The sequence below is a fragment of the Acetivibrio straminisolvens JCM 21531 genome (assembly GCF_000521465.1).
Taxonomy (GTDB): Bacteria; Bacillota; Clostridia; order Acetivibrionales; family Acetivibrionaceae; genus Hungateiclostridium; species Hungateiclostridium straminisolvens.
Window position 1 is genome coordinate 13120 of sequence record NZ_BAVR01000010.1, and the last position, 22505, is coordinate 35624.

The following is a 22505-nucleotide window of genomic DNA, read 5'->3' on the forward strand; positions in this document are numbered from 1 at the left end:
TAAAGTAACGGGAGGAGTATCGATGGAAAGCAAAAAATTTATTGGGATGTTTTTGCCAAAATCAAGTTTTTACCTGCTGATTATATTTTTTCTGCTGATAATTATTACTGCTTTGGAATTTGTAGTTGCTATTCCGGGCTATGTACTGTTTTTGCTGCTTTTGTACTATAACTTCAGATCAAATTACAAAAGGCACAAGGAGATAACCCGATATATTGAAAATTTGACCTTCAATATAAATACGGCGTCAAAGGATACGCTGCTCAATTTCCCCATGCCTTTGGTTTTGATTGAGCTGGATGGGACAATTATTTGGTATAATTCATCTTTTAAGAAGATTTTTGATGGAGAAAAGCTTTTAGACAAGACAATACACTCCCTTGTAAAAGGGTTAAACCCGGAGGAGCTTACCGATGGAAACATGAACTTCAGCAGGAATATTGTAATAAACGGAAGAAATTACTGTGTGATGGGTAATTTCGTAAAAGTAGACAGCAAGATAAACGAAGATGGGCTAATAATACTCATGTATTTGATGGACAATACGGAACTTGTGGAGTTAAAGAAAAAGCATGAGAATGAAAGGGCAACAGTAGGAATTATTATAATAGACAATTACGATGATTTGATGCAGAGCCTGGAAGATACAATACGCACCCAGATTCTTGCGGAAATAGATTCCAAAATAACCCGGTGGATGGGATATACCAACGGTATATTAAAGAAATTTGAAAGGGATAAGTATATACTTATATTTGACTATAAGTATCTTAAGGATTTTGAAGAGAAAAAGTTTGATATTTTAGATTCCGTCAAGGAAATAAATGTGGGAAATAAGATTCCCGTTACATTAAGTATCGGAATAGGTATAGGGGCGGAATCGCTGCTGGAGAAATTTCGTTTTGCACATGCCTCTTTGGATATTGCGTTGGGAAGAGGCGGTGACCAGGTGGTTGTAAAAAACGGAGAAAATATAACCTTCTTTGGAGGAAAAACCCGGGAACTGGAGAAGAGAACAAGAGTAAAAGCAAGGGTTATTGCGTATGCATTGAGGGAGCTTATCGACCAGGCTTCGGATGTAATGATAATGGGGCACGACAACTGTGATATTGACTGTTTGGGTGCGGCCCTTGGAATATACAGGGTTGCAAAGAACAGGAACAAAGAGGCCCATATAGTCTTAAACAGCTCAAACCCTACAATTGATGTTTGATATCAAAAATTGAAAAAAGCGGGGACTATGAAGGCCTGTTTATAGCAAATGAACAAGCCATTGAAAAAATCAGCAAGAAAACGCTGCTGATTATTGTAGATACCCACAGACCGACTTTTACCGAGTTTCCGGAACTTTTAAAATATACTGAAAAGATAGTGGTTATAGACCATCACAGAAGAGGAGCGGATTATCTCCAGGAAGCAGTGCTAACCTATCAGGAAACCTATGCTTCATCTACATGTGAGCTAGTTACGGAGATACTGCAATATGTGGAAGAGAAAATAAAGCTGACGCCTGTTGAAGCCGAGGCGCTGTATGCCGGTATAGTAATAGATACCAAGAATTTTACATTCAAAACCGGAGTACGTACCTTTGAGGCAGCAGCTTTCCTGAGAAGGCATGGAGTGGATACCGTGTCAGTAAGGCAGATGTTCCAAAGCGACATAAATACCTATATAAACGTTTCAAATGTGGTAAGAGATGCGGAAATAATAAGGAATAATATGGCTATATCCATTTGTTCGCAGAATATGAAAAATGCCACCTTGATTGCTGCCCAAGCGGCAGATCAGCTTGTGAATCTGGCAGGACTAAATGCAGCCTTTGTGCTAAGCCATATTAACAACGGAGTCGCAATTAGCGGCAGATCCCTAGGCGACGTAAATGTTCAGGTGATCCTTGAGAAGCTTGGAGGAGGGGGGCATATGACAGTTGCCGGCGCCCAGCTTCAGGGGGTGACGATTGAGGAAGCAAAAGAAAAACTTGGTGACGCAATTAACGAATATTTTGATGAAATCAACAGACAAAACACTTAGTATTTTGTTATTATATAAGTAATATGATGTTAAGGAGAGATACACTATGAAGGTTATTTTAAAAGAGGATGTAAAGGGACTGGGAAAAAAGGAGAGTCTTGTTGATGTAAGTGACGGATATGCAAGAAATTTCTGATTCCAAAAGGTCTGGCTGTCGAAGCGAATGCATCCAATATGAATATCATGCAGTCAAAAAAGGAAGCAGAAAAGAATAAAAAGGAACGGGAACTGGCGCAGGCAAAGGAGCTTGCCGAGAAGCTTAAAAATATAGTGGTTACACTTAAGCTAAAGCCGGAGAAAACGGAAAGCTTTTTGGCTCAATGACCAGCAAGGATGTATCGGATTATTTAAAAAAACAGCACAAGCTTGATATAGACAAGAAAAAAATAAATCTTCCGGAATCCATAAAGTCACTGGGTACCTATGAAGCAGATGTGAAGCTTTATCCGGGAGTAAGCGCAAAATTGACCGTTAAGATTGAGCAGGAACAATAATTGCCGGTCATTAGGCGAAAATATGTTTATGTCAGGATGAGTGATGGAATATGGACTTGGGTTCTTTTGGCCGAATACCTCCGCAGAATATAGAGGCCGAGCAGTCGGTGATAGGTGCTATACTCCTTGATAAAGAGGTACTGTCAAGTGTAACGGAAATAATCTCAAGCCAGGATTTTTACAGAGAAGACCATAGGGAAATATTCGAAGCAATAATGGACCTTTATGAAAAGGCAGAACCTATTGACCTCATTACAGTTTCGGAGCAGCTAAAAATAAGGGGAAGCCTTGAGGGGGTAGGAGGGCTGGAGTATCTTACAAATCTGGCAAGTTCGGTTCCTACCACTGCAAACGCAAAGCACTATGCAAAAATAGTTGAAGAAAAATCTATATTGCGAAAGCTTATCAGGGCTTCCAGCGAAATTGTCAATATGGGTTATGAGGCTTCGGAAGAGGTTTCATATGTTCTGGACAGAGCGGAAAAAAGCATATTTGACGTACTTCAAAAGAGAAATACACAAGGTTTTTCTCCTATTAAGGAAGTATTGATTGATACTTTTAACCGCCTTGAAGAGCTTTACAACAACAAAGGACATATTACCGGCATTCCCACCGGTTTTGTGGATCTGGATTTTAAGACTGCAGGTCTTCAAAACTCCGACCTGGTGCTTATTGCGGCAAGACCGGCTATGGGAAAGACTTCCTTTGTACTCAATATAGCCCAGTATGCAGCAGTTCATGCAAGGGTACCTGTGGCCATATTCAGCCTGGAGATGTCAAAGGAACAGTTGGTAAACAGGATGCTCTGCTGCGAAGCCATGGTGGACAGTCAGAAGATGAGGACCGGAAAACTGGAGGACAGCGATTGGCAAAAAGTAGCAAGGGCATTGGGGCCTCTGTCTGAGGCACCAATTTATATTGATGATACCCCGGGAGTCTCTGTCACGGAGATTAGGGCAAAATGCAGAAGACTCAAGATCGAAAAAGACTTGGGATTGGTTGTTATAGATTACCTTCAGCTTATGCAGGGAAGGGGAAAGACTGAAAGCAGGCAACAGGAAATATCGGAGATATCAAGATCTCTCAAGATACTGGCAAAGGAGATAAACGTTCCCGTGTTGACTCTGTCTCAGCTAAGTCGTGCTCCGGAGCTTAGGGCCGACCATAGGCCTATTCTAAGTGACCTTAGAGAATCCGGTGCAATAGAGCAGGACGCAGATATTGTAATGTTTCTGTACAGGGATGACTATTACAATCCCGATACCGAAAAAAAGAATATAGCTGAGGTGATAGTTGCAAAGCACAGAAACGGTTCTACGGGAACCGTGGAACTGGCATGGTTGGGACAGTATACGAAATTTGCAAACCTTGAGAAATTTAGAGAATAGTGCTGGAATAGTTTTATGATAAATAAGGTATTGGAAGTAATTACAAAATATAATATTATTGAGAATGGGGATAAAATAGTTGTTGGAGTATCCGGCGGCCTGATTCGGTGTGTCTTTTGCACATTTTGTATAAACTTAGGGAAAGTATGGATTTGGGGCTTGTAGCGGTGCATGTCAACCATATGTTAAGAGGGGACGAATCCCTTGAGGATGAAGCTTTTGTTGAAAACTTCTGCGGTAGACTAAATGTTGAGCTTGTCAGCCGGCGTATTGATATAAAAAAGCTTGCAAAGGAACGAAAGCTTTCTTTAGAGGAAACCGGCAGGATAGAGAGATATAGACTTTTTAAAAAAGTTGCGGAAAGTACCGGTGCAAAAAAAATTGCTGTAGCCCATAATAAGAATGACCAGGCGGAAACTGTGCTGATGAATATTATAAGAGGCACGGGTCTTGACGGACTTAAAGGAATGGATTATATTCGAGGCAGGATTATAAGACCTCTTTTAGGTATTGAGAGAGCGGAAATCGAAGATTATTGCCGCATTCACAGCCTAAATCCACGCATTGACAGTTCAAATCTGGAGGATATTTATACTAGAAATAGAATAAGACTTGATCTAATACCCTATATAGATAAATTATTCAATGCCGATATAGTAAATAGTATAACTAAAATGTCAGATTTAATAAGGGATGACAATAGCTTTATCGAGAAGAAAATAGATGAAATTTGTGATAAAGCCGAAATAAAGAGTAATGACAGGGAAGTAATTTTAAGTTTTCCGGCTTTAAAAGAATGCCATATTGCTGCACAGAGAAGAATAATTCGGAATTCTATAAAAAAAGTAAAGGGAGACATAAAAGGAATTGCAACAGTACATATTGATAGTATAATAGATCTGATTGAAAATGGCACAACGGGCTCGATACTGCATCTTCCCCATGATGTGAGAGCTGAAAAATCCTATGGAATCTTAAAAATATATTTGCAGGAATTTGAGAAAGAAGATATATACTTTAATAAGAAAGTAGACATACCTGGAATTACCGTTATTGATGAAATAAACGGCAAAATAGAGGCATCCTTGATTGAGGTTTCTTCCGATGCTTTTAATATGAAAGATTTTACGAGGATATCGGAGAAAAGCCAAATTCAGTTTTTTGATTATGACAGGCTAAGAGAGGGAATATATTTGAGAAACAGAAGAAATGGGGATGTCTTCAAACCGCTTAACTCAAGCGGGACAAAAAAACTCAAAGAATTTTTTATTGACAATAAAATTCCAAGGGAAACAAGAAATCAAATACCGCTAATTTCAAAGGATAAAGAAATTGTATGGATAATAGGTTACAAAATCAGTGATAAATTTAAAGTAACTGAAAATACTAAAACCATATTGAAATTATCCTATGATAAATCGCATTAAATTAATCAAAATCCATAAGCCGTATATATTGAGTTGGGGTTAGGATGGAAAACATATAGACTTAAAATAGCATATATTTAGGAGGAAACTCATGATAAGTCAAATTGAAGAGGTTTTGGTTACCAGAGAGGAACTAATGAATAAGGCTAAAGAGTTGGGAAAAAGGATTTCCAATGACTATGAGGGAAAAGAGCTTGTCTTGATTGGAGTGCTAAAAGGGGGGTAGTATTTTTTGCCGATCTGATAAGGGAGATAAGCATACCTATTGAAATGGATTTTATATCAGTGTCAAGTTACGGCAATTCCACCAAATCATCGGGAGTTGTGCGCATAATAAAAGACATTGATATAGATATTACCAATAAGCATGTGCTTATTGTCGAAGACTTGGTGGATACGGGTCTTACACTTCATTACTTAAAAAGCATGTTTGAGAACAGAGGCCCCAAAGATGTTAAGATATGTACCGCCCTTGATAAGCCGTCGAGGCGAAAGGTGGATTTGAAGATAGATTATGAAGGTATTACGATACCGGATAAATTTGTAGTGGGTTATGGATTGGATTTTGCAGGAAAATACAGGAATCTTCCGGACGTATGCGTATTGCATTCTTCTGTTTATACAGATAAAGAGGATGCCGGATGAAAATAATATTAAAGGTTTCTTGTGTTTTTAAAACCGTTATGTTAATATAATGTAATATATATTAATGAATATATTGCAATGGATTGGATTTTTTTACATTGTTTACTATAATTGATAAGGAGGGAGCTATTTGAAATATTTCAAAATATAAGTTTTTATATAGTACTATTTGTGATGTTGCTGGCTTTTTTGGTTATAGTACAAAGTCGTCCGGTTGAAAAAGAGCAAAAGTATTCTCAGCTTATAGGTGATATTCAAAATGGAAAGGTTCAGGAGATTATACTGGAGGACAATAAAGCCACAGTAAAATATAAAGAAGAAGGACAGAGGGACCAGTTTGTTTATATACCTGATGTTGAGGTGTTTATGAATGAGATAAATGACCTTATCAGACAGGGAGAGCTGGAATTTAGGAGCAGGGTTCCTTATTCTCCGCCGTGGTGGATTTCAATATTGCCTACTTTGGTGATTATAGTTGTGTTTGTGCTGTTCTGGGTATTTTTCCTCCAGCAGTCGCAGGGCGGCGGAAGCAGAGTAATGTCCTTTGGTAAGAGCAGAGCAAAAATGACAATAGATGATAAAAGAAAGGTTACTTTCAATGATGTGGCAGGAGCTGACGAAGAAAAAGAGGAACTGAGAGAAATAGTTGAATTCTTGAAGCATTCTAAGAAGTTCCTGGAGCTGGGAGCAAGGATACCCAAGGGAGTGCTTTTGGTGGGACCTCCGGGTACAGGTAAAACCTTGCTTGCAAAGGCCGTATCGGGAGAAGCGGGAGTTCCCTTCTTTAGTATAAGCGGTTCCGACTTTGTGGAAATGTTTGTAGGTGTAGGTGCTTCGAGGGTTAGAGACCTTTTTGAACAGGCAAAGAAAAATGCTCCCTGTATTATTTTCATAGATGAAATTGATGCTGTGGGAAGACATAGAGGAGCAGGGCTTGGCGGCGGCCATGACGAAAGGGAACAGACACTCAATCAGCTGCTGGTTGAGATGGATGGTTTTGGAGCGAATGAAGGAGTAATAATCCTGGCTGCAACTAACAGGCCGGATATTCTAGACCCTGCACTTTTAAGGCCGGGAAGATTTGACAGAAGAGTTGTTGTGGGACTTCCGGATATCAAAGGCAGAGAAGAAATTCTGAGGGTTCATGCAAAGGGTAAGCCTCTGGCCGAAGACGTCAAATTGGATGAACTTGCAAAGAGTACACCCGGATTTACCGGAGCAGACCTTGAAAATCTTCTTAATGAAGCAGCTTTGCTTGCTGCCAGAGCCAATAAAAAAGTAATAACAATGACTGAGATAAAGGAAGCGGTATTCAAGGTGGTTGTAGGACCGGAGAAGAAGAGCAGGGTAATGAGCGAAAAAGAGAAAAAGCTTACTGCTTATCATGAAGCCGGTCACGCTATTGCGATAAAAGCGGTGTCCACTACCGATAAAGTTGACAGGATTTCCATTATCCCGTCAGGTATGGCAGGCGGCTTTACCGCCCACAAGCCGGATGAGGATAAAACCTATGAAACCAAATCCCATCTCATTGAAAAGATTATCGTTTCTTTGGGTGGAAGGGCAGCAGAAGAGATTGTCTTAGGAGAAATCAGCACAGGGCTTATGCCGATTTGAAGCAGGCTAACGGAATTGCCAGAAGCATGATTACCAAATACGGTATGAGTGAGACCTTGGGCAATCTCGTATTCGGAAATGAAAATGATGAGGTGTTTATAGGAAGAGACCTGGCTCAGACAAGAAACTACAGTGAAGAGGTAGCTGCTCAAATTGACAGGGAAGTAAAGAAAATAATAGATTCATGCTATGAGAAAATAACAAATATTTTAAAGGAAAATATAAACAAACTTCAATGCCATAGCAAATGCTCTTATAGAAAGAGAAAAGCTTGAGGGTCATGAGTTTGAAGAGCTGTATGCCAGTGCTTGATTGATTCGGTTAAAAAAATAGCTTCCTTAAAAAGAGATGGTGTTGAACTATCTCTTTTTTGCTTTATTATTACATATGTATTTGTTATAATAACAAATGCCCGATAACAAAAATTATTTCAAAAATTTCAATTTTCGAGTGGAGAGGGAAGAACTATGAAGAATGTAAACTTAAAAGTCGGTTTAAATGCATCTGTCGAAACCTGGGTTTCGGACAAGAGTACTGCAGAAGAGTACGGGAGCGGGGATATGGATGTCTATGCAACTCCTGCAATGATAGGATTGATGGAGCGTGCTGCATTGTCTGCGGTTTCGCTGCATTTGCCCAAAGGATATACCACTGTGGGTACTTCGGTGAACATTAAACATATTGCCGGTACGCCTGTCGGAATGAAAGTAAAGGCTTTTGCAGAGTTGATAGCTGTTGAAGGAAGAAAGCTTACCTTTAAGGTGGAAGCTTTTGACAGTGTCGAAAAAATCGGAGAGGGATATCATGAGAGGTATATAGTTGCATCTCAGAATTTCAAAGAAAAAGTGTATAAAAAATCTGATAATATTTAGAGTAAGACCCTTGACAAATTTTTTACAAGGAAAAGCCACATATTTATTGACTAAATATAGAGTATATGATACATTATACTATGACAAAATAATACAAGTAACCTTATCAAGAGAGGTGGAGGGAATGGGCCCTATGAAACCCGGCAACCGGCAAAAATTGTATCGGTGCCAATTCCTACAGGATGTGAAAGTCCTGACAGATGAGGATAAAAACGGAATCCTCTTTTTGTGAAAGAGGTTTTTTTATGTGTTTTGGTGGATTTTAAATGCGGGAGAAAGATTTTGTCAATTTACTTTAAAAAGAAAAAATTAATAAGGAGGTAACCTAAATGGCAAGAAAATTATTTACATCGGAATCTGTTACTGAGGGTCATCCGGACAAAATATGCGATCAGATTTCCGATGCCGTATTGGATGCAATTTATTCGCAAGATCCTATGGCAAGGGTAGCGTGTGAGACTTCTGTTACTACAGGACTAGTTTTGGTAATGGGTGAAATTACAACAAAGTGTTATGTCGATATACCCAAGGTTGTAAGAAATACAATTCGTGAAATAGGTTATGACAGAGCAAAGTATGGATTTGACTGCGATACGTGCGCGGTTTTGACTTCAATTGACGAGCAGTCTCCAGATATAGCTATGGGAGTTGACAAGGCTCTTGAAGCAAAGACAGGAGAGATGAGCGATGAGCAGATTGAAGCCATAGGAGCAGGCGATCAGGGAATGATGTTCGGCTTTGCTTGCGATGAAACGCCGGAACTTATGCCAATGCCCATCTCATTAGCTCATAAGCTTGCCATGAGGTTAAGCCAAGTAAGGAAAAACGGTACTCTGGATTACTTAAGACCTGACGGAAAGTCCCAGGTTACTGTTGAGTATGACGGGGACAAGCCTGTAAGGGTGGATACGGTACTTATTTCCACACAACACGGTCCTGAGGTGGATCATGATACTATAAAAAGAGATATCATTGAACATGTTATAAAGCCTGTTATACCGGCCGAGCTTTTAGACAGCGACACAAGGTTCCTCGTTAATCCTACAGGAAGATTTGTGGTTGGAGGACCTCAAGGAGACTCCGGACTTACCGGAAGAAAGATAATTGTAGATACTTATGGAGGCTATGCAAGACACGGCGGTGGAGCATTTTCCGGAAAGACCCCACAAAGGTTGACCGTTCGGCTGCGTATGCTGCCCGTTATGTAGCCAAGAATATAGTTGCGGCAGGGCTTGCTAAAAAATGTGAAGTGCAGCTGGCTTATGCAATAGGTGTGGCAAGACCGGTTTCTGTGAGAGTGGACACCTTTGGCACAGGAACTATTCCTGAAGAGAAAATAGAGAGCTTGGTAAACAAACATTTTGATTTGAGACCTGCAGGAATTATCAAGACCCTTGACTTAAGAAGACCGATTTACAAGCAGACTGCAGCTTACGGACATTTTGGACGGACTGACGTAGACCTTCCTTGGGAAAAGACCGATAAGGCCGATGACTTAAGAAGAGAAGCCCTGGAAATGTAAATTTTACATGCAGGCTGTAAAGATAAAATTTAAGGATGAATAGTAAAGAAATATAAAGTTAATTAGCCAAAGCAGGCGGTAAATTTGTCTGCTTTGGCTTTTAGTTTTTTTAGATAAGCACCTGTAACAGTTGTATAGTCAGTTTCATAGACTAATAACTGGAGGTGTTTATTATGGCGGAGGTTGTCTTTGAAGTATTAACCTGTGTTCTTGCAGCTTATGGCCTCATGACACTGATACATCAGATTATAATATCAATAAAACATCATAATAAAGGCTATAGAAACTCCCAGGTGAAGCTTGTACTGATTGTCAAGAATCAAGGGGAGACAATTGAAGGGGTACTAAGAAACGTTTTGCCCAGGGATTTTATTAGAAAGCTGATGCCGGGAGGAAAGCTCCTGGTACTTGATATGGATTCGAAGGATGATACAATGGATATTCTAAGAAAACTGGAAAAGGATTATGAATGTCTTGAGGTGCTGAGAAAAAGCGAAAAAGATTTGATATTCAGAGGTTTTGAAGAACAGGGAGATAATGAGAGCTTTTTTGAACATGCAAAAAGGAGAAATATATAGCAAAACCCAGTATGAATATTTATCCACGTTCTTTTCTAAAGATTATATATAAGGTATACTTAAATATGTAATTTTATAAATATACGAAGAATAAGGTGGATGCATTGGTCACTATTGAAGGCACCATTGAAGAAATCATATTTTCCAATGAAGCTAACGGATATACCGTTTGTGAGATAAAAAGCGATAAAGATGTTATTACAGCTGTGGCTACATGCCTTTTATTAATGTGGGTGAAACGCTGAAAGTTTCGGGAAAGTGGGTCACCCACCCCGACTATGGCGAACAGCTTAAAGTGGAGCTGTATGAAAAGTTGCTTCCAGAGACCACAGAGGCCATAGAGAAGTATCTTGCATCAGGACTTATCAAAGGGGTCGGGCCGGCAACTGCAAAAAAGATTGTAAAAAAGTTTGGAGATCAAGCTCTTCATATTATAAGCCATCATCCGCAGAGACTTGCTGAAATAAAGGGTATTAACATGGAAAAGGCCTTGAAAATAGGACAGGCCTTTGAAGAACAAAGAGGCCTTCGGGATGTTGTGCTGTTTTTGCAGGAATACGGCATAAGTCCGACTTATTCTGCGAAAATATACAAGACTTTTGGACCGGATACCATAGAAGAGATCAAGAAAAACCCTTATCGGCTTTCGGATGAGATTTTCGGTATAAGCTTTAAGACAGCGACAGCATAGCTAAAAGCCTTGGAATTGACCCTTACTCGAAGTACAGAATCTCAAGCGGTATTAAATATGTGCTTACTCAGGCTGCGGCAGAGGGCCACACCTTTGTTGAAGAAGAAAAGCTTAAGGAGCAAACATCAAAGCTTTTAAGCATCAATATAGAAAGTATAGAGGATGCCCTTGTTTCCCTTGTGTTAAAAAAATCGGTATATGTTGAGAGAAATGATGATACATCAAGGATTTATTTGAGTTCGTTTTACAATGCGGAGCTGGGGGTATGCAAAAAGCTGGTGGAGCTTTCCCAGGTTCGGTTTAGCGGTAATATAGGAGACTTTGAAGAAAGGATAAAGAGGGTTCAGAAAAAAGAGGGGATAATACTTGCGGACAAGCAAAAGGAAGCCATAAGGGAAGCAATGATTAATGGCGTGCTTGTCATAACCGGAGGTCCGGGCACGGGTAAGACAACCATAATTAAAAGCATTATAAGCCTTCTTGAAAGTGAGGGATATGAATTTGCTCTTGCGGCTCCGACAGGCAGGGCGGCAAAGAGGATGTCCGAGCTACGGGCTATGAAGCAAAGACCATTCACAGGCTCCTTGAAATCGGATATACGCCAAATGAGGACGAGATTGTGTTTATGAAGACTGAAGAGAACCCTATAGAGGCCGATGTGGTTATAATCGACGAGATGTCCATGGTGGATATAATTCTAATGTACCACCTGCTTAAGGCTATTGCTTGCGGGACAAGGCTTATACTTGTCGGGGATGTGGACCAGTTGCCTTCTGTGGGGCCTGGGAATGTTCTCATGGATATAATAAAAAGCGAAATGATCAAGACAGTTAAATTATCCGAAATATTTAGGCAGGCTGGGGAAAGCATGATAGTTGTCAATGCCCATAGAATAAACCGCGGCGAGTTTCCCGTATTAAATGACAGGGAAAAAGACTTTTTCTTTGTGACTAGAAATTCTCAGATTGACATTTTAAAAACCGTAGTTGACCTTTGCATAAGGAGAATACCCGATACCTACGGATATGATCCTATGAAGCAGATGCAGGTATTGACGCCTATGAGAAAGGGCACAGCGGGAGTGGCTAATCTCAATATTGAGCTTCAGAAAGTTTTGAATCCCGAAGACAGGAAAAAGAATCAAAAGGTCTTCAGAAACTATGTGTTCCGCGAAGGTGACCGGGTGATGCAAATAAAGAACAACTATAACCTCAAATGGGAAAAGATCAATGACCCAACAAGAAGGGACGGGTGTGTTCAACGGTGATATGGGCGTTATAGTTGAAATAGATGATGAAGAGCAAAAAATAAAGGTTTGCTTTGATGATGAAAGGCTTGTGGGATATGATTTTACCATTTTGGACGAGTTGGAACCGGCTTATGCCATTACTATTCATAAAAGTCAGGGAAGTGAGTTCCCTGTAGTGATACTTCCTGTATTTCCCGGGCCTTCGGTGCTGATGACCAGAAATCTTTTGTATACTGCAATAACAAGAGCAAGGGAGCTGGTAATACTTGTGGGAAATAGGGACTGTCTTTTTGAGATGATTATGAACGACCGTGAAACAAAAAGGAACTCGGACCTTGCTGAAAAACTTAGAAAGTGTGTTGTTGGAATGGATTGGTTGAAACAATGATAAAAATCATAAACTGGATTATCAAGCTCATATTTCCGCCAAAGTGTATATTTTGCGAGACAATTTTAAGCACAAACACTGAAATAGAAATATGCAAAGAATGCTATGAGCAGATTGATTTTAAGAAAGAAGCAAGTCTTAATCCTCAAGGCCAATACAACTACTATGACAGCGTCGTTTGCGTATGCAATTACAGCGGTATAGTGAAGGAAGCTATAAGAAAATACAAGTTTTACAGCAAGGCCTCTTATTACAGGACTTTTGCACGGCTTCTGTCGCAGAGAATAAAGGAATTAACCCAGTGGCGGAAATTTGACATGATTGTAAGCGTTCCCCTTCATCCTAAAAGAGAGCAGAGCCGCGGCTACAATCAGTCTTATCTCATAGCCCGGGAGCTTGGCCGGGAACTGGGAATAAAGAATGAGCCCAGACTTTTGGCAAGGGTTAAAAATACCCATAGTCAAAGCCTTCTAAAAAGAGATGAGAGACTTGAAAACATAAAGGACGCGTTTAGAATAACCGATACGTCTAGAGTCGAAGGAAAGGCAATATTTTTGGTGGATGATATTTTGACTACCGGAGCGACATTGAATGAATGCAGCAGAGTGCTAAAGGGGGCAGGAGCAAAAAAGATTGTGGCTGCCGTCATTGCGTCAGGAAGAAGGTAAATTGGGCACTGTTAAGCTATATAATTAAAATGCCGAAATATATATCACAAGGACATTAATATGTTTTGTAAGTATTAGTGATATTATTAAGCTAGGAGGAATCGTTATGCCGGATGTAAGAAACTGCAGACGGTGTGGAAGGCTTTTTAACTATATCGGAGGACGGCCCATTTGCCATGATTGCAAAAAACAGGATGAAGAGGAATTTAAAAGAGTAAAGGAATATCTTTATGACCATCCCAAAGCTTCGATTATTGATGTGTCAAATGCGTTGGAAATTAGTGTCCAGAAAATAAAAAGCTATTTGAGGGAAGGAAGACTTGAAATTGTTGGTGGAGAAGGAAACTTAGTATTGGAATGTGAAAAATGCGGTAAGTCCATAAATACAGGGAGATTTTGCGAGCAATGTTCCAGGGAGCTTAGCGAGGGATTTAAGTCAACTGCAGACGAAATGAACAAGTCCGTATCCGGTGATATCGACAAGAAAAAGCCGGCAGGAAAGGGAATGAAATACTTAAACAAATATGACAAGTAAAGCACTGCCATTGATGGTAAAAACTATATGGATGGCAATATTATACATATTGTAGATTTTTATTTTCTTTTAAAACTATACTAAGCTTAATATTGTACATGATAATAGTAATATTTATTTATAAATTAAATATTTTAAATGACGATATTATTAATGAGAGAAAGAATATAGAAACTAATGATAAAGTTAATACTTTAAGTGTTAATATAGAAAGTTTTTTATGAAGGTGAGTGGTAATTATGAAAATCTGGGAGGGGGTCCCAAAGGTTTCAGGCATTTATGACAGCAGCAAAAGTTTAAACAAAACAGAAAAGACCGGTAATGTGGACAGGAAGAAAGATGTAGTATCCATTTCCAATCAGGCAAAAGACATTCAGACAGCAATGAAAGCATTAAAGGAGATACCGGACATACGAAAGGACAGAGTGGAAGAGTTGACAAGAAAGATTGAAACCGGTACCTACAAAGTGACGGAAGAGGATATTGCAGACAAAATTCTAAAGTCAATAATGGACAGGAAGGCTTAGGATGATTTGGTGTTTGCGGGGTAATATAGGAAAGGAGTTCCGAGTTGTCCCGCAATAAGTTTTATTTAGGGTATTTGCAGATATTATGAATTAAAGGATTTGCAGAGGAGTGTTTACAATATGGACAACCGGTTGATAAATGATTTAATGGATATACTTTTGCAGGAATCAAAAATTTATGAAGATATTCTTGAGATTTCAAAGAATAAAACCGATGTTATCGTTAAAGGGAAAGTCAATGAACTGGAAAGTATCACAAATCTGGAACAGTCCCTCATATTTAAAATCGCAAAGCTGGAAGAATCAAGGGAAAATCTTGTGTCGGAAATATCCGGCATTCTTGGAATCAATTCTTCGGATATAACGATATCGGAGCTTGAAAAACATGTGGACCAAAAACAAGCTGAAAGGCTCAAGGAATACAAAGAACACATGTCTTCAATTATCGCGGAAATTAAGGATATCAATGAAATAAATTCGAGATTAATAAAAAACTCAATTGATTTCATAGATTTTTCGATAAATATTTTAGCCGGTGCAAATTCGGAAGGAAATAATTACAGTAAAGCAGGTCAAATAAATGACAGCAAGAAAAAAGCCTATTTTGATATAAAATTGTAAGCGTCTGGAGGCGGTATATTTGGGTTTCTCAGGTTTGGAAATTGCAAGATCCGGAATGCATGTCAATGAGCGTGCTCTGTCTGTGACCGGGCACAATATTTCCAATGTAAATACAAAAGGCTATGCTCGGCAGCAGGCGATGATAACTACAGGCCCGTATCAGGATTATATGAAATATCAGATTGGGCTTGGTGCAAGCATTCAAGAAACCAGGCAGATAAGGCACTTGTTTTTGGACAATATTTACAGAAACGAGAATACCAGCTTTGGATACTGGGAGACCAGAAGCAAAACTTTTCAAGAGGTCCAGACCATTCTTGGTGATCCGATGGGAGACGGACTTCAGAACGTTTTGAATCAGTTCTGGAATGCCTGGCAGGAACTCTCAAAGGAGCCGGACAGTCTTACCGCAAGAGCGCTGGTGAGACAGAGGCAGAAGCTCTTGTGCATCAAATAAATCATTTGGGCGCACAGCTCGACAAGTTGCAGGAGGACCTAAACCGGCAAATAATGTTGAGAATAAAAGAAATAAACGGCATAACGGAGCAAATAGCGGAATTAAACGTTAAAATAATGCGGGAAGAAGTCTGCGGAGATAATGCAAATGATTACCGGGACCAGAGGAATTTGCTCTTGGACAATCTGTCGAAACTTGCCAATTTCGAATTCACTGAAATGCAAAACGGAGATATACAAGTAACTCTCGGGGGACATATTCTGGTAACCAAGGGCGAACAGATAAACCTTGTTGCAGGTAAGAGCGATATCAACAAGATGTTTTATGTTCCTAAAATTGAGGGTGAAGATATCGAAGTTCCCGTAAAAAGCGGCATTCTCAAAGGGCTTTTGGAATCAAGAGGAGATGTTTCGGGGTCAATCGAAGGGATTGCAAACCCTTCTTCAACTCCAATTCCGAGTTCGGTCAATATTGTTTCTGACTTGAAAATGCGGCTCAACATACTTGTTAATTCACTGGTCACCCAGGTGAATGATCTGCATAAAAGCGGTAAGACTTTGGGAAATCCGCCATCTGACGGAGAGGATTTCTTTGTGGCCATAAATCCTGCATATCCATTGGAAATGGGAAATATCAAGCTCAATGACAACCTTGCGGACCTTGACAATATTGTTGCGTCTAAAAGCGGAGCCAGCGGTGACAATACTATAGCCTTGGCCATTGCAAACTTGAGAGATGCCAGGACGATTACCGATGTAAGCGGTATGGTGAGCTTGGATGACTATTATCAGACCATAATACTTATTGTGGGTACCGGGGGTTCTGAGGCGGAAAAGACAGCTGAAAACCAAAGAACTTTGGTCAATTCGGCTGAAGGACAAAGACAATCAATTATGGGAGTTTCCATGGATGAGGAAATGTCCAATATGATGAAATACAAATTTGCTTACAGTGCTTCATCAAGGACGATAAATGTTATAGATGACATGTTGGAAACAATTATTACAAGAATGGGATTAGTGGGTAGGTGATAAGATATGAGCAGTTTCTTCGGATTTAATGTCGCAGTAAAAGGGTTGTATACAGCCCAAAGAAATATGGATATAATAAATCACAATATTAATAACATAAATACACCGGGATATTCCCGGCAGGTAGCGATTCAGGCAGCATCTAACCCCATATCGCTCCTTAACGGAACAGGAATGCTTGGAACCGGTTCTGAAGTACTTGCCATTGAAAGAATAAGGGATGAGTACCTGGATTACAAGTACTGGAGCGAAAACATTTCTTACGGGGAATGGAATGCAAAGAGGGCTCTTCTTGCCGATATGGAGGTCACATTCAATGAACCGTCGGACAGCGGATTTAATGCTGTGATAAACGGTTTTTACAATTCTCTCCACGAGCTTGCAAAGGACCCCAACAACGATGCAATAAGAGCTTTGGTAAAAGAACAGGGTGTAACCTTTGCGCGCTACTTCAATAACATTGCATCCCATTTTGAAGAGCTTCAGTTTGACATAAACAACCAAGTGAAAACTATTGTTGCTGAGATTAATTCCTTGGGAGCCCAGATAGCTCAGTTAAACAAGCAAATATACTCTGCTGAGCTGGACGGAAATACGGCAAATGACCTGAGGGACCAAAGGACGGTTTTGATTGATGAGCTTTCACAACTTGTAAATATAGATGTCAATGAAGTAGTGGTGGGTAAACTCCCCAACGGCAAAGATGACAAGCGCATGGTTATTACAATCAGCGGAAAGGCTTTTGTCGACAGTTTTGATGTCAATAATCTTGCCATCAAACAAAGAGCCGATAAACTTAATGAAAATGAGGATATTCCAAATCTATACGAAGTTTTGTGGGAAGACGGCAACAGCTTAATGTTCGAGGCGGAGAACTCAAAGGGCTGCTTGATGTAAGGGATGGAAACGACGGAGAAAACGGAAGTCCCCGGTATAAAGGCATACCGTATTACATAAGGAAATTAAATGAGTTTGTCAGGACTTTTGCAATGGCATTTAACGAGGGAATAGTGGGAAGCGAAAATGTGGCAGGTCATGTGGACGGATATGGTACCAACGGAAATACGGGAATAAGATTTTTTACTATGTTGGGAACAGAAAACAAACCTGTATCCAGTACCGATTTTATGGCTCTTGGCGACATTGATGCCTGCTACGCGCAAATAACTGCGAAAAATTTCACCGTTAGCAGCGATATTCTTGATAATCCCAGAAACATTGCGACGTCCGGTACTAACGGTGAGGTTGGAAATATAGAAAATATAAACAGTATCTTAGCTATGAGAAATAATGTCCATATGTTTAGAGAGGGTGCGCCGGAGGATTTTATGAAATCTATAATGACTACTCTTGCGATAGACTCTCAGCAGACTATAAGACTTTCGTCAATCCATGAAAATATGATTAAGCAGGTTGAAAATCAGAGGTTATCCGAGTCAGGGGTGTCTTTGGACGAGGAAGTGTCAAATCTGGTAAAGCATCATCAGGCATATGCGGCAGCTGCACAAATGATTAATACAATGGCTGAAGTTTATGACATATTAATTAACAGAGTTGGACTTTAGAATTAACGGTATTTAATCCATGCAGTAACGGAGGGGTAATATGAGAATAACCAATAATATGATTGTAAACAATATGATTAATCATATCGGCAAAAACTTGGCAAGGATGGACAAGTACCAGCAGATGCTGGCTACAGGCAAGAAAATTACCGTTCCTTCAGACGATCCTGTAGTTGCAGCCAGAGCATTGAAGCTTCGTACAGATGTGGCTCAGATAGAGCAATATAAAACAAATGTAAAGGATGCGATATCTTGGCTGGAAATTACCGAGTCGGCGCTTAGAAATGTGGGAGACATATTGCAAAGAGCAAGGGAGCTGGCTGTGCAGGCAAGCAGCGGTACTGCCACTGAGGAAGATACACGAAAAATACAGCAGGAAGTAGAACAGCTGAGAAACCAGTTGATCAAGCTGGGCAATTCTACATATGCGGGAAGATACATTTTTTCCGGCTTTAAGACAAATACCAAGCTTTTAAACGATGACGGAACTTTTGCTATAGATGTGGCAAATACCGAGGAAATAATTTATCAGATAGGTATAAGTGACAACATAAATATAAATGTAACAGGAGGAGACCTTTTTAATGCCGGAAGTGATGCAACGGCTCCTTTGAAGGGTAAGCTCTTTGAGGACTTTGATAACTATATTGCTGCACTAAACTCAGGAGATCACTCTCTGATAAGTGATGCAATAACAGCTATTGACGAGAATTTTAGTCATCTGCTTCGAATAAGGGCGGATGTCGGTGCCAGATATAATCGCCTTGAATTGACTTCTGACAGGTTGATATAGATTCCCTTAACTTTATAAAGCTTATGAGTGAAAATGAGGATGTGGATCAGGCTGAAAACATATTGCTTCTAAAGAGTGAGGAAAATGTCTACAGGGCGTCATTATCTGGTGGTGCCAGAATAATACAAACATCCCTTGTTGACTTTTTAAGATAAGTCTGTGTGATACTGAAATAATACTAGGTTTAAAGTAGGTGGTAATATGGGTCTTATTATAACACAAACCCATGCCAGAATCGGTATTGACAGAACTTATTCCAAACTTGAAATTGAAGCGCGGGATGCCCGGTTCAAACTTCAACAGGATCACGCACAAGTAAAAATAGAAGCTGAGCTTCCCAGGGTAGAGATTGATCAGTATGAAGCCTTTGCAAGTGCCGGACTTAAGAATCATCTGGATTTGAGAAGGGAAATATCTCAAAAAGGGCGTCAAAACGCATTGAAATACATTGGAAAATTGGCCGACGACGGGGATGCCCTGGCTGCTATTGAAAATGGAGGAAACTTATTTCCCGAGCTTGCAAAGAGGGATTCTTACAAGATGCGGGAATTCAACATTGACGCTATTCCAAAAGCAAGTCCTAAAGTCTCTGTGACAGGAGAATTGGAAATCGATTTTCCGCAAGACTACCGGAAGATTATTCATAACGGTGTTGAAGGAACTCTTATTCCGGCGAGTTTTAATTTGAATTATACTCCTGAAAGAGTAAAAATATATTTGGAACAATATGCATCCATTAAAATTGACTATGTTGAGAATAAAATTGATGCATATGTGTAAACTGTAAATGAAATGTGGAGGAGATAAAATGCTTCTAAAAACCAAACACTTTGGGGAAATAAATATTGATGAGAGCAAAATTATTGATTTTAAGGACGGAATACCCGGGTTTGAAGACTTGAAGCGGTATGTAGTATTGTATGACGGAGACGAGGCTTCGCCGTTTAGGTGGCTTCAGAATGTAGATGACGGACAGCTTGCTTTTGCAGTGGTTAATCCTTTCCTTATTCTGAAGGATTATGATATCGAGATACCCGAGGAGGCTGTTGAAAGTCTCGAAATTGAGAGTATCCAAGATGTAATGGTGCTTTCGATAGTTGTTGTCCCGGAAAATATTTCAGAAATGACTATGAATTTGAAGGCTCCTGTCATTATAAATATAAAAAATAACAAAGGTATGCAAGTTGTCCTTGACACAGATAGATATAGTGTGAGACACTATATAGTAGAAGAGCTCCGTAGACAGGAGGTAAATGTAGGTGCTGGTTCTGACAAGAAAGAAAAATGAATCTATAGTTATTAATGACAACATTGAGATTACTATTGTTGACGTTCAAGGGGAGCAGGTGCGTATCGGTATTAATGCCCCGAAGAGCGTTTCTATTTACAGGAAAGAAATATTCCTGGAAATACAAGCTGAGAACAAAAAGGCGGCAGAAATTAAGAAAGTGGATTTGAAGGATTTGTTGAAATAGTAGTAATTACAAGTGAATACAAACTTAAACGAAGTGGTGATGGGACCACTTTTTTATTGCCATAATTTGTTTTTTATTCTCATATATTTTTTATGCCTTATTGACTGACAGTCAGTAAGGCATAATATTTATAATCAAATTAAAAACAAAAGATTATGGTGGTGCTCTAAGTTATGAGGAACGTTAAAAGTCCGGATGAAAGAAGAAATGAGATTTTGTGCTTTCAACTATTGTTGGATTTGAAGGAAAGCAGAGAGTTTTTAGCCGGCTTGACGGTATCTTAAAAGAGGTATATGTTAAAGAAGGAGATATAGTCGGTAAAGGCATGAAATTGGATGTACAAAAATGAAATGAGGGAAGGAATGAAGATAAAAAATAAACTTTGAGGTGTTGTTATGTCAATTAATAAAGACTTTGAGAGGGAAATAGACAGATTATTCGAGTTACAAAAAAAGAATGTTGTACGGCTTCGTACATCAAGTGTCAATGACAGGATTATGAAACTCAAAAAATTAAAAGAGTACATATGGGCAAATAGAGAAAAGATACAGGAAGTAGTTTATAATGATCTAAGGAAGCTCCGGAAGAGGTTTTATTAACGGAAATATATCCTGTCATTGCAGAAATTAAGCATGTAACGAAAAATCTTAAAAGATGGACAAAGTTGCAAAAAGTCGGAACTCCCGTATCACTTTTTGGTGCAAAAAGTTTTTGCAGATTTGAGTCAAAAGGGGTGGTATTGATTATTTCGCCATGGAACTATCCCTTTCAGCTTTCGATAGGTCCGTTGGTTACTGCCATTGCGGCTGGAAATGCAGTTATATTGAAGCCCTCGGAATTAAGTTTAAACACATCTGGCTATATTAAAAAACTTGTAGCAGACATTTTCGATGAGAGCGAGGTTGCAGTAATCGAAGGTGATGCGGAAGTGGCTCAAAAATTATTGGAGAAAAGCTTTAATCACATATTCTTTACAGGAAGTACGAAGGTTGCAAAATCTGTATTGCAAAAAGCCTCGGAGGTGTTATCTTCGGTAACCCTCGAACTGGGAGGAAAAAGTCCGGTAATTATTGATGAAAAATTTGATATTAAAGAAGCGGCGAAAAAAATCACATGGGGAAAATATATAAATGCAGGACAAACATGTATAGCCCCGGATTATGTGTTTGTAAAAAAGGAGCTTGCGGGAGACTTCGTTAACAATTTAAAACATTATATAAAAAAATACTATTATTCCGGCAGCAGCGAAAGATGCACCAACTATTGCAGTATTATTAACAAACGTCATTTTAACAGGCTGAAAAGTGTATTCGACATGACAGTAAAAGAGGGGGCAAAAGTCTGTGAAGGCGGATGGTTTATCGAAGAGGAATGCTATATATCACCTACCGTTTTAACGGATGTGGGAAAAGACTCACATATAATGGAGGAGGAGATTTTCGGGCCAATTTTACCGGTGCTGACTTATGAGGGTATTGATGATGTTATTGAATATATAAACTCGAAACCCACTCCTTTGGTTTTGTATGTTTTTAGCAGAGACAAAAGGTTTTACACGCATATAATCAACAACGTAATTTCCGGAGATTGCTTGATAAATGATGTAATAGCCCATTATGCCAATCATAAATTACCCTTTGGAGGCACAACGCCAGTGGAATCGGCAAATCCCACGGTTATTACGGATTTAAAGAGTTTTCACATCTGCGTTCAATTATGGTACAGCCTAAACATACAATGATACAATTGCTTTATCCTCCATACAGCGATTTTGTAAAAAAGCTGATTAGGTGGAGTGTAAAATATTTTTAAGTCAATTTTTCCCGTTCAAATCATAAATTTCCCATAAAAAAAAGATAAATTTATTAAAGTATAGTTTGATTTTACCCGATAAATATGATGTACAGAGATAATGGCAATTTATCTATATT

The 22505-nt window shown here is 39.3% G+C and carries 14 protein-coding genes, 9 pseudogenes and 1 riboswitch; all 23 genes and pseudogenes read left to right on the forward strand.

Going from position 1 to position 22505, the window contains the following annotated elements; genetic code table 11:
- The first annotated feature begins 22 nt into the window (after nt 1-22).
- The 23 genes and pseudogenes from JCM21531_RS24300 (at nt 23) to JCM21531_RS04215 (ending at nt 22315) form a co-directional block, all read left to right on the forward strand.
- Nucleotides 23-2031, forward strand: a pseudogene (locus JCM21531_RS24300) (DHH family phosphoesterase).
- Between the two features lie 46 nt (nt 2032-2077).
- Nucleotides 2078-2525 (forward strand): annotated as a pseudogene (gene rplI, locus JCM21531_RS04115) (50S ribosomal protein L9).
- Between the two features lie 50 nt (nt 2526-2575).
- Nucleotides 2576-3913 (forward strand): replicative DNA helicase, encoded by a 1338-nt coding sequence (gene dnaB / locus JCM21531_RS04120; RefSeq protein WP_038287629.1) that lies wholly within the window; start codon nt 2576-2578, stop codon nt 3911-3913.
- A gap of 125 nt (nt 3914-4038) precedes the next feature.
- Nucleotides 4039-5340 (forward strand): tRNA lysidine(34) synthetase TilS, encoded by a 1302-nt coding sequence (tilS, locus tag JCM21531_RS04125; protein WP_243467191.1) that lies wholly within the window; start codon nt 4039-4041, stop codon nt 5338-5340.
- Between the two features lie 91 nt (nt 5341-5431).
- Nucleotides 5432-5985, forward strand: a pseudogene (gene hpt / locus JCM21531_RS04130) (hypoxanthine phosphoribosyltransferase).
- A gap of 114 nt (nt 5986-6099) precedes the next feature.
- A pseudogene (gene ftsH, locus JCM21531_RS04135) lies at nt 6100-7914 on the forward strand (ATP-dependent zinc metalloprotease FtsH).
- Between the two features lie 155 nt (nt 7915-8069).
- The gene (locus tag JCM21531_RS04140) at nt 8070-8474 is read left to right on the forward strand and encodes a thioesterase family protein (RefSeq protein ID WP_038287631.1); all 405 of its coding nucleotides are present in this window, start codon (nt 8070-8072) and stop codon (nt 8472-8474) included.
- 100 nt (nt 8475-8574) lie between these two features.
- Nucleotides 8575-8681, forward strand: a riboswitch (SAM riboswitch).
- A gap of 122 nt (nt 8682-8803) precedes the next feature.
- A pseudogene (gene metK / locus JCM21531_RS04150) lies at nt 8804-9996 on the forward strand (methionine adenosyltransferase).
- A 173-nt stretch (nt 9997-10169) separates the two neighbouring features.
- The gene (locus JCM21531_RS04155) at nt 10170-10574 is read left to right on the forward strand and encodes a glycosyltransferase family 2 protein (RefSeq protein ID WP_038287635.1); all 405 of its coding nucleotides are present in this window, start codon (nt 10170-10172) and stop codon (nt 10572-10574) included.
- A gap of 104 nt (nt 10575-10678) precedes the next feature.
- Nucleotides 10679-12902, forward strand: a pseudogene (gene recD2 / locus JCM21531_RS04160) (SF1B family DNA helicase RecD2).
- Nucleotides 12899-13570 (forward strand): ComF family protein, encoded by a 672-nt coding sequence (locus tag JCM21531_RS04165; RefSeq protein ID WP_243467192.1) that lies wholly within the window; start codon nt 12899-12901, stop codon nt 13568-13570. Before recD2 ends, JCM21531_RS04165 begins: the two are co-directional and overlap by 4 nt.
- 106 nt (nt 13571-13676) lie before the next feature.
- Complete coding sequence (locus tag JCM21531_RS04170) at nt 13677-14105, forward strand: MerR family transcriptional regulator (protein WP_038287637.1); 429 nt, start codon at nt 13677-13679, stop codon at nt 14103-14105.
- 239 nt (nt 14106-14344) lie between these two features.
- Nucleotides 14345-14632, forward strand: coding sequence for a flagellar biosynthesis anti-sigma factor FlgM (gene flgM, locus JCM21531_RS04175; RefSeq protein ID WP_038287640.1), 288 nt, complete (start codon nt 14345-14347; stop codon nt 14630-14632).
- A 120-nt stretch (nt 14633-14752) separates the two neighbouring features.
- Nucleotides 14753-15253 carry a flagellar protein FlgN gene (locus JCM21531_RS04180; RefSeq protein ID WP_038287643.1) on the forward strand — a complete coding sequence of 167 codons (501 nt, stop codon included), beginning with the start codon at nt 14753-14755 and terminating at the stop codon, nt 15251-15253.
- 76 nt (nt 15254-15329) lie between these two features.
- Nucleotides 15330-16738 (forward strand): annotated as a pseudogene (locus tag JCM21531_RS04185) (FlgK family flagellar hook-associated protein); the annotation flags it as partial.
- Between the two features lie 9 nt (nt 16739-16747).
- Nucleotides 16748-18306, forward strand: a pseudogene (gene flgK / locus JCM21531_RS04190) (flagellar hook-associated protein FlgK).
- A gap of 40 nt (nt 18307-18346) precedes the next feature.
- Nucleotides 18347-19254: pseudogene (gene flgL, locus JCM21531_RS04195) on the forward strand (flagellar hook-associated protein FlgL).
- A 46-nt stretch (nt 19255-19300) separates the two neighbouring features.
- On the forward strand, nt 19301-19879 hold the full coding sequence (locus JCM21531_RS04200) for a DUF6470 family protein (RefSeq protein ID WP_038287646.1): 579 nt from the start codon (nt 19301-19303) through the stop codon (nt 19877-19879).
- 28 nt (nt 19880-19907) lie between these two features.
- The gene (fliW, locus tag JCM21531_RS04205) at nt 19908-20387 is read left to right on the forward strand and encodes a flagellar assembly protein FliW (RefSeq protein WP_038287649.1); all 480 of its coding nucleotides are present in this window, start codon (nt 19908-19910) and stop codon (nt 20385-20387) included.
- Nucleotides 20359-20574, forward strand: coding sequence for a carbon storage regulator CsrA (gene csrA, locus JCM21531_RS04210; protein WP_038287652.1), 216 nt, complete (start codon nt 20359-20361; stop codon nt 20572-20574). Before fliW ends, csrA begins: the two co-directional genes overlap by 29 nt.
- Nucleotides 20575-20791: 217 nt before the next feature.
- Nucleotides 20792-20923 (forward strand): biotin/lipoyl-binding protein, encoded by a 132-nt coding sequence (locus JCM21531_RS23525; RefSeq protein ID WP_265445733.1) that lies wholly within the window; start codon nt 20792-20794, stop codon nt 20921-20923.
- 46 nt (nt 20924-20969) lie between these two features.
- Nucleotides 20970-21173 (forward strand): hypothetical protein, encoded by a 204-nt coding sequence (locus JCM21531_RS20505; protein WP_243467193.1) that lies wholly within the window; start codon nt 20970-20972, stop codon nt 21171-21173.
- A 65-nt stretch (nt 21174-21238) separates the two neighbouring features.
- Entirely contained in the window at nt 21239-22315 is a 1077-nt protein-coding gene (locus JCM21531_RS04215; protein WP_243467194.1) for an aldehyde dehydrogenase family protein, read from the forward strand.
- Nucleotides 22316-22505 lie beyond the last annotated feature (190 nt).